At 33.8% G+C, this 14613-nt stretch carries 18 protein-coding genes; 10 read left to right on the top strand and 8 right to left on the bottom strand.

Annotated features, from left to right (window positions below; genetic code table 11):
* The first annotated feature begins 166 nt into the window (after positions 1–166).
* From metK to C3L23_RS02460, 7 genes are all read left to right on the top strand, one after another.
* Positions 167–1318, top strand: a complete 1152-nt coding sequence (metK, locus tag C3L23_RS02490; RefSeq protein WP_127679582.1) for a methionine adenosyltransferase — start codon at positions 167–169, stop codon at positions 1316–1318.
* Between the two features lie 150 nt (positions 1319–1468).
* On the top strand, positions 1469–2131 hold the full coding sequence (locus tag C3L23_RS02485) for an RNA methyltransferase (RefSeq protein WP_127679581.1): 663 nt from the start codon (positions 1469–1471) through the stop codon (positions 2129–2131).
* On the top strand, positions 2121–2903 hold the full coding sequence (locus C3L23_RS02480) for a RodZ family helix-turn-helix domain-containing protein (RefSeq protein WP_127679580.1): 783 nt from the start codon (positions 2121–2123) through the stop codon (positions 2901–2903). Before C3L23_RS02485 ends, C3L23_RS02480 begins: the two co-directional genes overlap by 11 nt.
* The gene (locus tag C3L23_RS02475; protein ID WP_127679579.1) at positions 2900–3673 is read left to right on the top strand and encodes a hypothetical protein; all 774 of its coding nucleotides are present in this window, start codon (positions 2900–2902) and stop codon (positions 3671–3673) included. The genes C3L23_RS02480 and C3L23_RS02475 overlap by 4 nt, the downstream gene beginning before the upstream one ends.
* A complete protein-coding gene (locus tag C3L23_RS02470; RefSeq protein WP_127679578.1) occupies positions 3670–4872 on the top strand; it encodes an LL-diaminopimelate aminotransferase in 1203 nt (400 codons plus the stop codon). The genes C3L23_RS02475 and C3L23_RS02470 overlap by 4 nt, the downstream gene beginning before the upstream one ends.
* Positions 4865–6118 (top strand): homoserine dehydrogenase, encoded by a 1254-nt coding sequence (locus tag C3L23_RS02465; RefSeq protein ID WP_127679577.1) that lies wholly within the window; start codon positions 4865–4867, stop codon positions 6116–6118. Before C3L23_RS02470 ends, C3L23_RS02465 begins: the two co-directional genes overlap by 8 nt.
* The gene (locus C3L23_RS02460; protein ID WP_127679576.1) at positions 6118–6759 is read left to right on the top strand and encodes a Crp/Fnr family transcriptional regulator; all 642 of its coding nucleotides are present in this window, start codon (positions 6118–6120) and stop codon (positions 6757–6759) included. The genes C3L23_RS02465 and C3L23_RS02460 overlap by 1 nt, the downstream gene beginning before the upstream one ends.
* A 70-nt stretch (positions 6760–6829) precedes the next feature.
* Here C3L23_RS02460 and C3L23_RS02455 read toward each other — a convergent pair whose 3' ends face one another.
* From C3L23_RS02455 to gap, 5 genes are all read right to left on the bottom strand, one after another.
* Positions 6830–7954 (bottom strand): porin, encoded by a 1125-nt coding sequence (locus C3L23_RS02455; RefSeq protein WP_127679575.1) that lies wholly within the window; start codon positions 7952–7954, stop codon positions 6830–6832.
* 285 nt (positions 7955–8239) lie between these two features.
* Positions 8240–9019: an enoyl-ACP reductase FabI gene (gene fabI / locus C3L23_RS02450; RefSeq protein WP_127679574.1), complete on the bottom strand. Its 780-nt coding sequence runs from the start codon at positions 9017–9019 to the stop codon at positions 8240–8242.
* 38 nt (positions 9020–9057) lie between these two features.
* Positions 9058–9747: a triose-phosphate isomerase gene (locus C3L23_RS02445; protein ID WP_127679573.1), complete on the bottom strand. Its 690-nt coding sequence runs from the start codon at positions 9745–9747 to the stop codon at positions 9058–9060.
* Positions 9744–10940, bottom strand: a complete 1197-nt coding sequence (gene pgk, locus C3L23_RS02440; RefSeq protein WP_127679572.1) for a phosphoglycerate kinase — start codon at positions 10938–10940, stop codon at positions 9744–9746. Before pgk ends, C3L23_RS02445 begins: the two co-directional genes overlap by 4 nt.
* Before the next feature lie 158 nt (positions 10941–11098).
* Positions 11099–12073 carry a type I glyceraldehyde-3-phosphate dehydrogenase gene (gene gap / locus C3L23_RS02435; RefSeq protein ID WP_127679571.1) on the bottom strand — a complete coding sequence of 325 codons (975 nt, stop codon included), beginning with the start codon at positions 12071–12073 and terminating at the stop codon, positions 11099–11101.
* A 58-nt stretch (positions 12074–12131) separates the two neighbouring features.
* Between gap and nadD the strand changes: the two genes are divergently transcribed.
* The 3 genes from nadD to C3L23_RS02420 are packed head-to-tail and all read left to right on the top strand — an operon-like array spanning position 12132 to position 13444.
* Positions 12132–12671: a nicotinate (nicotinamide) nucleotide adenylyltransferase gene (gene nadD / locus C3L23_RS02430; RefSeq protein ID WP_127679570.1), complete on the top strand. Its 540-nt coding sequence runs from the start codon at positions 12132–12134 to the stop codon at positions 12669–12671.
* Complete coding sequence (gene rsfS, locus C3L23_RS02425) at positions 12649–12978, top strand: ribosome silencing factor (protein ID WP_127679569.1); 330 nt, start codon at positions 12649–12651, stop codon at positions 12976–12978. The genes nadD and rsfS overlap by 23 nt, the downstream gene beginning before the upstream one ends.
* The gene (locus C3L23_RS02420) at positions 12971–13444 is read left to right on the top strand and encodes a hypothetical protein (RefSeq protein WP_127679568.1); all 474 of its coding nucleotides are present in this window, start codon (positions 12971–12973) and stop codon (positions 13442–13444) included. The genes rsfS and C3L23_RS02420 overlap by 8 nt, the downstream gene beginning before the upstream one ends.
* Here C3L23_RS02420 and C3L23_RS02415 read toward each other — a convergent pair.
* Genes C3L23_RS02415 through C3L23_RS02405 form a run of 3 tightly spaced genes read right to left on the bottom strand, consistent with a single transcriptional unit; the run spans position 13421 to position 14601 of the window.
* The gene (locus C3L23_RS02415; RefSeq protein WP_127679567.1) at positions 13421–13843 is read right to left on the bottom strand and encodes a DUF523 domain-containing protein; all 423 of its coding nucleotides are present in this window, start codon (positions 13841–13843) and stop codon (positions 13421–13423) included. The two genes, C3L23_RS02420 and C3L23_RS02415, sit on opposite strands and share 24 nt — an antisense overlap.
* Positions 13827–14234, bottom strand: coding sequence for a DUF86 domain-containing protein (locus C3L23_RS02410; RefSeq protein WP_127679566.1), 408 nt, complete (start codon positions 14232–14234; stop codon positions 13827–13829). The genes C3L23_RS02415 and C3L23_RS02410 overlap by 17 nt, the downstream gene beginning before the upstream one ends.
* Positions 14227–14601, bottom strand: a complete 375-nt coding sequence (locus tag C3L23_RS02405; RefSeq protein ID WP_127679565.1) for a nucleotidyltransferase family protein — start codon at positions 14599–14601, stop codon at positions 14227–14229. Before C3L23_RS02405 ends, C3L23_RS02410 begins: the two co-directional genes overlap by 8 nt.
* Positions 14602–14613 lie beyond the last annotated feature (12 nt).

The raw sequence follows: 14613 nt of genomic DNA, 5'->3' as shown, positions 1-14613 counted from the left end.
CTAAAGAATGCCTCATAAAAATGAAAAGTGTAAAATGAAAAATTTAAAATGATTTATTTAGCTGTAATTTTTCACTTCTAACTTTTCCCTTAACAACTTATCCACTTATCAACTTAACAACTCATTTTATGCTATACTTCTAATTAAAAATTCTCAAGGAGATTTTATTATGAGAGAATATCTTTTTTCAAGTGAATCTGTAACTGAAGGCCACCCGGATAAAATGGCAGACCAGATCAGTGATGCAATATTAGACTATATTATAGAAAGAGACAAAAATGCAAAAGTAGCCTGTGAAACGCTTCTTAGCAACGGTTTTTGTGTTATAGCGGGAGAGCTTAAAACAATAACTTACGCTCCAATGCAGGAAATCGCAAGAGAGGTGGTAAGAGAGATAGGATATACCGATGCAAGATACGGTTTTGATTACAGAACTGCGGGAGTTCTTAACGGAATCGGAGAACAAAGTCCTGATATCAGACAGGGGGTTGAAAGAGGAGAAGAAATAGGAGCCGGCGACCAGGGAATGATGTTCGGTTATGCTTGTACTGAAACACCTGAACTTATGCCGCTTCCGATTATGCTTGCACATAAACTCACAAAAAGACTCTCAGTTGCCAGAAAAGAAGCTATTATTCCATGGCTGAGACCTGACGGAAAAGCACAGGTAAGCGTAAAATACGTCGACGGCAAACCTGTAAGCGTAGAAAAAATTGTAGTTTCCACTCAACACGAAGAGGATATTAACTATTCTGAAATAAAAGAAGCGGTAATAGAAGAGGTAATAAAAAAAATAATCCCGGCTAATATGTTAAGCAAAAACGTAGAATATTTCATTAACCCTACAGGTAAATTCGTAATAGGCGGACCTCAGGGAGACGCCGGACTTACAGGGAGAAAAATCATAGTTGATACATACGGAGGAGCGGCACCTCACGGCGGAGGGGCATTCAGCGGAAAAGACCCTACTAAAGTTGACAGAAGCGGAGCTTACGCAGCTAGATGGGTGGCCAAAAACCTAGTAGCGGCAGGAGCAGCAGAAAAAATAACAGTGCAAATCGCATATGCAATCGGTGTGGTAGAACCCGTAAGTATTTATGTAGACTCTCACGGTACTGCGAAAGTGGATGAAAGAAAAATAGAAGACGCGGTAAGAAAGATATTCAACCTTACACCAAAAGGAATTATAGATTCACTTGATCTGTTAAGACCTATTTACAGAAAAACTGCTGCTTACGGACATTTCGGAAGAGAAGAATTTTCTTGGGAACAGCTGAATAAAGTTGAAGAAATTAAAGATTTTTTAGGACTTAAATAGAAATTTAAAGTTATTAAGTTTTGAAGTTTTTAATGTTGTTTAAGTTTATGTATTTTAACCTTTAATAACTTCAATAACTTTAATAACTTTCTTTCATTTTTAACTTTTTATTATTAACTTTTCAATTCTTAATTATGGTAAAATACGACTATGATAGTTTACGGAAAAAGAGTAGTAGAATATATAATTCAAAAACACGGCGATATTGTTAAAGAACTTTTAATAGCAAAAAAACTTGATAAAAAAGAATTAAACAGACTGAAGAAATTTAAAATAAATTTTATTGATAATAAAACTGCACAAAAAATAAGCAGAAACGGAAATCATCAGGGTTATTTTGCAAAGATAGACTTCACTCCGCAGGAATGGGAAATAAGCGGTAAAAAAATTGTCGTTTTAGACGGTGTAACGGATATGGGAAATATAGGGGCAATTACAAGAACTTCTTATGCACTGGGAATTGATCTGCTGATAATTACAGGAATTAAAGATCTTAAATGGCCTCAGATTATAAGAATGAGCGCCGGAGCCGCACTTGATATGAAAATCATCTCTTATCAAAACATACTTGAGCTTATTAATATTTTAAAAACCAAAGGATATACGCTTATTGGGGCCGATATGAACGGAGAATGTAAAGTAAAAGCAGAAAAATCAGCCCTGATTTTAGGCAATGAGGGTGAAGGAATTAAGAAAAAAGTCAAAGAAAAACTTGATAAAATTTTAACAATAGATATGAAAAACGAATTTGACTCTTTAAATGTATCAGTCGCTGCCGGAATACTAATAGATAGGATCACAAATGAATGCTAAAGACTTTTTTGAACAGTACTCGATTGAGGTAATAAACAAACGGACAAGAATATCTCCCATATCATTAAGATTTATAAAAAATAAAGAGTTTGAAAAAATACCGAGAGTTAAATTTTTAGGATTCGTAAGAATAATTGAAAAAGAATTTGATGTAGATTTAAGCGAACTTATAGAAGAATACAATCAGGCCACAAACCATACTCCTACTCAGACTTCCGATAAAAAAGAAACGGAATTAAAAGAGCCAAAAAAGCATAATACGCTGCTGTTATTTATACTTGCGCTGATATTATTTTCATTGGGTGCTTATCTTCTTTACAAAACTTACAATTCAAAAAGCGGATCAGACACAATAAATAAAACTGCCTATATGCCGAATAATGAAGAAAACCTATCTTCCGAAAACAATATTACAACACAAAAAACACAAGAAAACAATATTTCAAAACAGGCGGCCAAAGCGGAAAAAACGACAAAAACACAAATACAGCACTCTCAGCAAACGGCTATACCAAAAACGGTCAAAATTTTCCCAAACGAAAAAGTATGGTTTAAAGCTGTAAATTTAGACAACAATAAAACTGTGGAATATCTGACAAGCAATCCAAAAACACTGATAGGACCAAACTGGTATATAAAATTCGGCCACGGTAATATTACAATAGATTACGGAGACAAAACCATAACTCCTCAGACAAAAAAAATAGTAAGACTGCTGTTAAAAAACGGAAAAGTGGAATATTTAAAATATCCAAACAGGTATGAAAAATGAAAAAACTGATTTTTGTATTTATAAGTGTTCTATTTTTATACGCAAACAATGCAAAACTGATAAAAGACTTGATAGGCGAAGAAAAGTTTAATACTTATTATGAACTGCTAAAACCGGTTTTAAACGAACCGTCGCTGGAAAAAACATTAAAATATCTGCAAAACAACGGTCTTTTAGAGATTTTTTTCAATAAACCGAAACTGATTCATCCGACTTTTGTATTCAAAAACAGCGATCCGGTTTTTAATACAAAAATCTTATACAAAACACTGGATTCACTGGGCTATTATTATTTCTATCCGGTACAGATAACTAAAAAATCTGATACTTATTCATTAACCCTTGAAATGAAATCAACACATTATATAGACCCTCTTTTATTTACAAATACTATTTCACAGTACGGATGTAAAATCATAGGTATAAAAAAAGATAAAAATTACAAATACACACTAGACTGCACAAACGAGAGACTGGATGATTTAAAAGTTATTGGCAAAAAAACAAAACTTTTAAACGCAAAAGGCGTTTACTGGTTAAATCCTAACGGTTTTAGAAAAATGCTTATTGTATCTTCAAAGTTTGACAAATGGTATCCTTATATTGTATTTTATGACAGAAATCTGAATATTTTAAATATAATTTCAAAACAAAACCCTCAAAGAAGCATTTATATAAATATACCGGCAGAATGCAGTTATATTAAAATTACAGACACATTTTCGAAAGAAAACTTTAAAAGAGGAATTTATATAAAAGGAATTAAATGAACCATTTTGAAAGAATAGAAAGACTTCCTAATTATATTTTTGCAGTAATTAACGAACTCAAACTTCAGGCAAGAAGAGCGGGAGAAGACATTATAGATTTTTCTATGGGAAATCCAGACGGCCCTACTCCCAAACCTATTGTAGATAAACTGATTGAAGCAGCACAGAAGCCTAAAAACCACAGATACTCTGTAAGTAAAGGTATATATAAATTAAGAGAAGCTATCTGTAACTGGTACGCAAGAAGATATAATGTATCGCTAAACCCGGAAACCGAAGCAGTTGTTACGATGGGAAGCAAAGAAGGCTACGTACATTTAACCCAGGCGATTACAAATGTGGGTGATGTGGCGATTGTCCCGGATCCAACCTATCCTATCCATTCATACGCTTTTATGCTTGCAGGTGCAAGTGTAAGAAAAGTAGAACTTAAATACAATGAAAAATACGAACTGAAAGAAGACGAATTTTTCGAACAGCTTAAACTCGCTATGATTGAAGCGGTACCGAAACCTAAATTTTTAGTATTAAACTTCCCGCATAACCCTACAACGGTTACTGTTACTAAAGAATTTTATCAGCACGCTGTAGATTTCGCAAAAGAAGAAGGACTTTATATCATAAGCGATATAGCATATGCGGATATTACTTTTGACGGCTATAAAACTCCAAGTATTTTCGAAGCAAAAGGCGCTAAAGAAGTGGCGGTTGAAAGTTTTACACTCAGCAAAAGCTATAACATGGCAGGATGGAGAGTAGGATTTATTGTAGGAAACCCTGTTTTGGTAGGAGCGCTTCAAAAATACAAATCATGGATTGATTACGGAATGTTTACACCTATACAGGTGGCGGCTACTGTAGCACTCAGGGATTATCAGCATTTAGTAAAAGACATAGTTGAAACATACAGACAAAGAAGAGACGTGCTTATAGAAAGTTTTGCAAACGCAGGATGGGAAATAGAAAAGCCTAATGCAAGTATGTTCGTATGGGCAAAAATTCCTGAAAAAGTAAGACATCTCGGAAGCCTTGAATTTTCTAAAAGACTGTTAACCGAAGCGCACATTGCGGTAAGTCCCGGTATAGGATTCGGTGCATACGGTGATGACTATGTAAGAATAGCATTAATAGAAAATGAAAAAAGAATCCGCCAGGCGGCTAAAAACATTAAACAATTTTTAAAGGATTTTGATGGTTAAAATAGGAATTGTCGGAGTCGGAACAGTAGGACAAAGCGTTGTTAAAAACATTCAAAAAAACAAAGACCTTATTAAAGCCAGAGCCGGAAAAGAAATTATCGTCAAAACCGGTGTAGTAAGAAACCTAAACAAAAAAAGAGATATTGATATTCAGCTCACCGACAACTATAAAGAAGTTACACAGGACCCGGAAATAGATATAGTAGTGGAACTTATGGGCGGAATTAACGAAGCATATGAAGTGGTGAAAGACGCCCTTAAACACAACAAAGCAGTAGTAACCGCAAACAAGGCTCTTTTGGCTTATCACAGATTTGAACTTCAAAGCATTGCTTCTACACCGTTTGAATACGAAGCAAGCGTCGCAGGAGGCATACCTATTATAAAAGCTCTGAGAGACGGCCTTAGCGCAAACCATATTGAAGAAATAAAAGGTATTATAAACGGTACCTGCAACTATATTCTTACTGAAATGAAAAACGGAAGAAATTACGAAGAAGTGCTAAAAGAAGCGCAGGATCTCGGTTATGCAGAAGCAGACCCGACATTTGACGTAGGCGGTTTTGATGCTGCACACAAACTGCTGATATTGGCAAGTATTGCTTATAACATAGATGCAAAACCCGAAGATATTTTAATAGAAGGCATTGAAAACATAAATCTTACCGACATAGAATTTGCAAAAGAATTCGGATACGAAATAAAACTTCTTGGTATTGCAAAAAAAATAGAAAATCAGGTTGAACTCAGAGTACATCCGACTTTAATTAAAAACACTCAGATGATTGCAAAAGTCGACGGAGTAATGAATGCCGTAAGCGTAATCGGAGATGTTGTGGGAGAAACAATGTATTACGGTCCCGGTGCCGGAGGAGACGCTACGGCAAGCGCTGTTATTAGCGATATTATAGAAATAGCAAGAGGAAATGTAAATCCAATGCTGGGCTATAAAAAACCTCTTGAAAACGAAAAAGTAACACTCAAACCGTCAAATAAAATAGAAACGAAATATTATTTAAGAATTGCGGTAAACGACAAACTAGGCGTTCTTGAAAAAATCGCAAATATACTTGCCAAAAACAATATTTCAATAGAAAGTTTTCTTCAAAAACCGAAAAACGGATATGTAAAACTGCTGTTTTCAACACACAAATGTGTAGAAGAAGAAATAAAAAAAGCAATAAAAGAAATAGAAAATCTTGATTTCGTAATTAAACCTATTAACTACATTAGGATAGAAGACTAGTGATTAATAAACTTAAAAAAATTTCTCTTTTTTTCAATATAGAAGAATCTCTTTTAAAAGAAATTTCTTCTTTTTCAACCATAAAACATTACAGTAAAGACCAGATAATATTTTATGAAGGTGAAAAAGAAAACTATTTTTACGGAATTGTATACGGACAGGTGCTAATGTATGACGTAGACCTTAAAGGCAACATCATTCCTAAAAACCAGTTCGGATGCGGTGACATATTCGGGTTAATCTCGCAAATACAAAACAGGCCCTACTGTCTTAGCGCCGTCAGTGAAAATGAAAGCGAAATAATCAAAATAGATTATTCCAAATTCCAAAAATATATCTCAAATCCACCCTTTAGCGACAGAATCATTAAAATGCTCAGTAATCAGCTTATGCAGGAGCTGGAATTTAACAAACTGCAAAAGTTTGACGCAACGAAAAGAGTCATATATACACTTCTTAATTTCCCGCAAAAATTCGTCAGAAAGAAGAAATACATGCTTGCTAAAGAACTGGGAATGAGCGCTGAAACACTCAGCAGAATACTCAGTAAGTTAAAAAATGAAGAAATTATATGCTATTGTGAAAAATCGATAAAAGTAAATGATTTTGAGAAATTAAAAAGTAAACTAAATGAAAGTTAAACACTATCAAAAATAATAAGTGTCAGGCACTTTAGTTTATAAAACAAAAACCCCGAAAGGGGAAGTTGAATTAGAATTTGTATAGAGCTTGGAATCTGAATTCTCCGTTATCATCAGTGTTAACTTTGAAATCAGCATAGTCATAATAAGCAGAGAATGACATTTTTTTAGTGTAAGCATAGCTTCCACCAACAGTATATTCATTCAAGTCATTATTGTCTGTTGATTTATCATTTTGATGCTGATAAGCTGCGAATACGCTTGTTTTAGCATCAACATTGTATCCAAGTTTAGCAAAAACTGAACTAACTTTATAATCCGCACCAGCAATATTGTAATTATTTGCTGTTGGAATTACATTACCAAATGGTGCGTCAGCAGATGTTACAATTACACTGTTTCCATCATTGTGGTAAGCATAACCTAGTGTTGCACAGAATGCATCTTGTTTAGCACTTGCAACCACATCAAAGTATGAAGAAGATTTTACATTTGCAAAATGATCAGTGTCATTTTTACCATGTCCGTAATCAGCTTGAACACTTACTCCTTCAACAGGATTAGCACTTAAACTTAAAGTATAAATTGCTTTTGAGTAATTTGTAATGTGGTATGCCCAGAAGTTACCTTTTACAACACCAGCATCAAACACTGCAACACCAGCATAAATATCGTTAGCTAATTTATCACCACCAGTTTTAAGCGCATCTACATATGCTGCACCAACAGTTAAGTTTTTGTTTACTGTGTAAGTTGCAACAGCACCTGCACCATGCCCTGGAGTTGCTGGATCAGCACTTGTAATTGAAGTTTTTACTGGAATTTTACCTAAGATCGCATTAACTCCGTTGCTTGAATATTTTAAGAATAGTAAGTTGTTAGCAATACTATCATCAATTGCACTTGAAGATGTTCCGTTAGGATTTAAAGTATCGTCATCGGTATAAACATTTGTTTGAACAGAGTTTCTTACTACTAATTTTAATTCTTCGCTTACAGGTACGCTGAAAATTAAAATCGCGTTTGTTCTCCATCTGTTGTAAGAGTTTTGGTCTTTTGGCATTTCATGGTAATATCTTACTCTTAACATACCATTTAAATCAACACCTTTGATTGCTTCTGTTAGAGGTGTAGCACTTGCTACGCTCATTGAACCCATTGCTATTAAAGCTGCTAAAGATAGTTTTTTTAGCATTCTCTCTCCTTTGTTTTGTTGTTTTGTCTCACAATTATATCGACAAAATTTTTAAAAATCAAATAAATTAGTGTTATTTTTGTGCTTTTTTTTAAAAAAATTCACTTTCATGTAACTTTTTGTATTAAAAACCTATATACAAGATATGGCATATTATTTAAACACAACAAATCTTTCATAAATTTTACATTGATTAATTTATATCGCTTATATAGTAAAATCTGTATATTCATTACAACTGTAGTGACAGACACTAATTGTTACTAAAGGGCTTAAAAAGCCCGATTATTTTTCGTATCTTGGCATTCCCATAATATTATATCCGCTGTCTACGAAGTGTACTTCTCCTGTTACACCGCTTGCAAGATCGCTTAAAAGATACATACCGCTATTACCTACTTCTTCAATAGTAACATTTTTCATAAGCGGTGAATTTTTTTCGTTGTATTTAAGTATTTCACTGAAATCTCCTATACCACTTGCCGCTAATGTTTTGATAGGTCCTGCACTCAGTGCATTGATTCTTATTTTTCTCTCACCCAGATCAACCGCCAGATATCTTACACTTGCTTCCAAAGCGGCTTTTGCCACACCCATAACGTTATAATGAGGGATATATCTAGTACTTCCAAGATAAGTCAGCGTAAGCACAGATGCTCCGTCATTCATAATAGGTTCAAGTTTTTGTACTACTTCTATTAATGAAAATACGCTAATTTCCATCGCTATATTAAACGCTTCTTTTGTAGTGTCTATAAATTTTCCGTCAAGAGCTTCTCTAGGTGCAAAAGCAACTGAATGAACTAAAAAATCTATATTACCGTAATCTTTTTCAATTGCTTCTTTCAAAGTTTCGATTTCTTCAGGTTTGCTTACATCTAAAGGATAAATATTGTTTACACCGAGCTCGTCGGCTACTTTTTGAACTCTTTTTTGCATTTTTTCATTCTGATAGGTAAGAATAATATCCGCACCCTGCTCTTTACATGCTTTTGCAATTCCGTACGCAATAGACCTGTTGTTTGCAACTCCGATTATTAAACCTTTTTTGCCTTTCATTACCATTTTTTCTCCTTTAATTTTATACTTTTTCCTATTGAAATTTACTTTTTCACTTCTTTGGCTATTTCAATCATTTTTATAAATTTGCTTACATCAAGACTTGCGCTTCCTATTAAAACACCGTCAACATTAGGAATTAAAAGAATTTCTTTAATATTTTCAGGTTTTACACTTCCTCCGTATAAAATCGGTTTATTGGTAAGTTTTCTTATTTCCTCATGAGTTTCTTTGATCTGTTCTATTTTAGCGCTTACACCGGTGCCTATTGCCCAAACAGGCTCATATGCGATAATAAGTTTTTCATAATTAAGATCAATTCCTACAAACTGCGCTTTAAGATACTCGATAACTTCTTTGATACCTTTTTCCCTTATTTCCAAAGGCTCGCCTATACAGTAAGTTATTTCAAAGTTATGTTTTTTATAAAAATCAAATTTTTCAACTATAAATTTTTGGCTTTCTTTTAATATATGCCTTCTTTCACTGTGGCCGATTAAAATTTTATCAATGTCAAACTCTTTTATCTGTTCAAGTCCTATCTCGCCCGTAAAAGCCCCGTTTACTGCAGGATATGCGTTTTGTACTCCTAAATAATCCTTTTTAGTTAAAGCGGTACACGGAGGATACACTCTGACTGTAATTCCTGCGAAATTGACAACGTCTAAAACTTTTAAATATTCTTCAACCTCTTTCCTCGTTTTATTCATTTTAAAATTGGCTGCAACTATCATGATATCTCCAATGCGGCAATTCCAGGAAGTTTTTTGCCTTCAAGAAGTTCAAGACTTGCTCCCCCACCTGTTGAAATAAACGTCATTTCTTCATCATCTCCGGCTCTTTGAACAGCATCGGCCGTATCTCCACCCCCTACAACTTTAATACCGTGGCTTCTTGCTATTTCATGTGAAATTTTAAATGTACCTCTGCTGAATTTATCCATTTCAAATACACCCATAGGACCGTTCCATAAAATTGTCTGGGCATCCCATAAAACCTCTCCAAAAAGTCTCACACTTGCAGGTCCTATATCAAGTCCCATCCAGCCGTCAGGAATTTCCTGAGAAGTTACATATTTAACCATAGCGTCTTCCGCAAACTTGTCGGCTATAACAATATCAACCGGAAGATAAAATTTTACGCCAAGTCTTTTCGCTTCAGCCATTATTTTTAAAGCCTCATCAATCAAGTCGTCTTCTACAAGAGAATTTCCGACATTATATCCCTGAGCTTTTAGAAATGTAAAAGCCATTCCCCCGCCTATAATAATTTTATCTACCTTAGGAAGAAGGTTAATAAGAGCCTGAAGCTTTCCACTTACTTTGCTTCCTCCTACTACCGCTACAAAAGGACGTACCGGATTCTCAAGAAGTTTATAAAAGAAATTGATTTCTTTAAGAAGCAAAAACCCTGCGGCTTTATGCTCATTATCATAAAATCTCGTAATTGCTTCTACACTTGCGTGAGCCCTGTGGGAAACTCCAAAAGCATCATTAATATAAAATTCTCCGAATTCGCTGAGCTCCTTTGCAAAGCCTTCGTCATTTTTTGTTTCTCTGCTGTCAAATCTGACATTTTCCAGTAAAAGTATTTCTGCATTTTTAAGTTTTGAAGCTTTTTCCTTAGCATCCGGGCCTACAACGTCATTAGCCATTATGATGTCTTGTTTTAACAGGTGTGAAAGTCTTTTTGCAACAGGCTTTAATGAATATTTTTCATCAAATTTACCTTTTGGACGTCCTAAATGAGACGCTATAACTATTTTACATTCGTTATCAAGAAGGTATTTAATAGTAGGAAGCGCCATTCTTATACGTCTGTCATCGGTAATATTACCGAACTCATCAAGAGGAACGTTAAAATCGCATCTTAAGAAAACAGAGCTTCCGGGTTTAAAATCCAAATCTTTTGGCGAGTTAATCTTCATACTTCTCCTTTTTGTCAAAATTATAGCATATTTGTTTTTTTCTTATTTGTGTCTTGGTTGCTGGTATATTGGTGCTCAGAAAAATATAGATAATGATTTCTTTAATTTTTGAATATCATTGTCAATATACCATTAACAATCCTCCTTCAGCCAGTTTTTTACTTCAATATAAATTCGGCCATTTCAATCATTCTGTTGGAATATCCCCACTCATTGTCATACCATGAAAATATTTTTACGAGATTTCCGTTTGCCTGTGTTAAATCATATGCAACTATACTGCTTGCAGGATTTGAATTGATGTCGCTGCTGACTCTGTATTCTTTGTCAATTTCTAAAATTCCTTTTAAATCCGTTTTGGCATGAAACTCTAAAAGCTCGTTAATTTCATCAGCAGTTACATCAGATTTAAGCTCCAAAACTAAATCCATAAGTGAGACATTGGCAACAGGCACTCTTACGCTTCTGCCGTCGAGTTTGCCTTTTAGCCCCGGAAGCACTTTATATACTGCTTTTGCAGCCCCTGTAAAAGTCGGAATTATATTCTCAGCCGCCGCACGCGAGCGTCTTATATCCCTGTAATTTGGCGCGTCAAGCAGTTTCTGATCCATCGTATAGCTGTGAATTGTAGTCATAAACCCTTTTTCAATCCCGTATTTTTCATCTATTATTTTAGCTACGGGCGCAAGACAGTTTGTAGTACACGAAGCGTTTGAAATAATACTCTCTCCTTTGTAATCTTTATGATTAACGCCTAAAACATAAGTCGAAGTATCATCTGCAGCAGGCGCTGAAATAATTACTTTTTTTACATTGCCTTTGATATGGTGCCTCACTTCATCGCTTGTTAAAAACTTGCCGCTGCATTCAAATACGACATCCGCTTCATGAAACTGTGTATCTTTAGGAGACGGAAAAGTAGTATAAGTTATAAAGTTATCCCCTATTTTTATAATATCTTCTCCTATAACCTCTACATCCATAGAACCTCTTACGGTATCAAATTTTAATAAATAAGCAGCCGTGTTAATATCCATAATATCATTAACCGCAACAATTTCTATATTTCTGTTTACGGCGACTCTTAATATATTTCTTCCTATTCTTCCAAGCCCGTTAATAGCTATTTTCATTACAAGCCTTTAAATAAAAATTTTCGTAATTATAGTACAATTTGAAAAAAGGTTATAAGTGAAGAGTGCAATTTTCGGAGGAAGTTTTGACCCGCCTCATCTAGGACATGTTGAAATAGTTAAAAAAGCTTTTGAAAATGTGGATATTGACAGACTTATAATAATGCCTAATTTTCTAAATCCTCTTAAAAACTCTTTTTCCGCACCGCCTGAACTCAGACTGAAATGGCTTGAAAAAATTTTTAAAAATTTTAAAAACGTAGAAATCAGCGATTTTGAAATTTCTAAAAACCGGCCGGTTTATTCAATTGAAACTATAGAACATTTCAAACCCGACTATTTTATAATAGGCAGCGACAATCTGCATACACTTGATAAATGGCACAGAATTAATGACATTTTAAAAAAAGTAGAGCTTATTGTTGCAAAAAGAGGCACAGTTGATAAAAAACTTTTAAGTAAATATAATATCAAAAAAGTTTTGGATATCGACATACCTATAAGTTCTACCCAAATCAGAAAATGTAAGTTCGAATATCTGCCTGAAATTATAGAAAACGAAATAAAGGAGTTTTATGGAAAGAATTGCAAAAATTAAAGAATTACTTGAAGAGAAAAAAGCGCTTGACGTTATCGACTACGATTTAAAAGACAAAGACTATTTTGTAGATTATGTAATAGTTGCTACTACCATGGCAGACAAACACGCTCAGGCACTGCTTGACCATCTTAAAAAAACACTAAAACCTATGGGTGAAACATTTTTAGGCGTTGATTCCAGCGACGACTGGACGGTAATAGATTTAGGAGATATGCTAATACATCTAATGAGTGAAGAATACAGAGCAAAATATCAGATGGATAAATTCTTGGATCAGATCAAAAACAGACTGAGAAATGACTAAATTTTTTTTACTTTTTATTTCTCTTTTCTTTACCGGTTGTAAAATCGACACTTATCACAACAGTAACTGTAACGGTAAATATACTTTTGCAAATAATGTTTATTTATATAAAATTGATGATAAGACTGCATTAAACCATTATTCCGACACTAATTTTCCAAAAGATGAATACTTTTTGTATGTTTGTAATGATAATAAAAAAATATGTGACAATAAGTTTAAAGGCTTTTATTATCAAGGCTGGAAAATAACCGAAATAAAAAACCATCACTTTAAATTAACAGGTAAATATGTTATTACAACACCTTTTTTACTTGATAAATTATTTGTTCCAAAAACAAGAGATGTGCAGATTGAAATTGATAATAAAAAATATTGGATTAGTGATTATACTTTAGAATATGTAAAACCAAAAGATAAATGTATAAAAAATTACACAAAATCAGATCTCCCATTCACTAAGTAACTCTATTGAATTTTCTTTTAATATTTTACTCGTAAGCCCAGGTGCATCACACTTACACTCACATCCGTTTACGTAAGCGCTTGTTTTGTTAACCCCGCAGCTCGGAGATTTTTCTTTTCCTATGAATATTTTAATATTTAGTTCCTTACAGATTCTAAGCGCTTCATTCGCACCTTTAAAAAAAGCTTCCGTTTTATCCACTCCGTTTATGTCTATTATTTTATCTCCGACAAACCTTGCCGGGGGACGCGGAGTCGGAAGTGAAAACGCCTCCGGACAAAAAGGTATAAGCTCATATTTTTCTTTTAGTCTGTTTATAACTTCATCGGGAAGAGGTTTCGAGTTGCCGTCATATCTGCAGGGTCTTCCCAGCATACACTCGCTAATCATCGCTTTCATAGTTTATAACAGCCCTTTCAAAATCAATAAGATCTTTTAATCTCTCTTCAATAATATATTTAATTACGTCAAGCTGAAGTTTGGTATATTCATGAATTGCAATATTTCTAAAACCGGTCATTTTTTGCAGGTTTTCACTTAAATTTTTATCAATCACACCGCTTTTTTGAAGTATCTCAAAAATCTCTTTTGAACTTTTAGGTATAGCCAGCTTATGTTTTTTAACAATATAAGAACCTAAATCGATTGCCTGCTGAATGGCTCTTTGAATATTTAAAATTACGGCATCCTGCTTTGTATAGCTTTTCTCAAACTCGTCGTCATAATCTTCTTCAATCCTTGCAAGACATCTTTTTATTGACTCACATTTATTAATTATTACCTCATCCATTTAAAAATTCCTTGATTATTTCTTTTCTATCATCCTGCAAATCTAAATATCTCAGCCATATTCTGTATTCATAATCATCAGCAAATTTTGTTTTTTTTATATTTTTTCCTTTTGTAACGATTTCATAAGCAAAAACATCATTAACTGCCGTTAAATCAATTAAATCAATATCTTTTTTTAATATAAGTTCAAGATTTTCTTTCATTTTGAAAAGATCTACTGGTGAGATTTTATTTTTGAATAAAACGGCAATATCTATATCACTGTTTTCATTATATGTACCGTCTGCATAAGAGCCGAAAAGCCAAATACCGTCGGCCTCTTTAAAAAACTCTTTTAAAAAGAAAAGTAATTTTTCATTTTCCATTTTAAATTTTCC

Origin of the sequence: Nautilia sp. PV-1 (genome assembly GCF_004006315.1) — a bacterium.
In the GTDB taxonomy this organism is placed as follows: domain Bacteria; phylum Campylobacterota; class Campylobacteria; order Campylobacterales; family Nautiliaceae; genus Nautilia; species Nautilia profundicola_A.
This window is presented reverse-complemented; position numbering and strand designations above follow the sequence as displayed.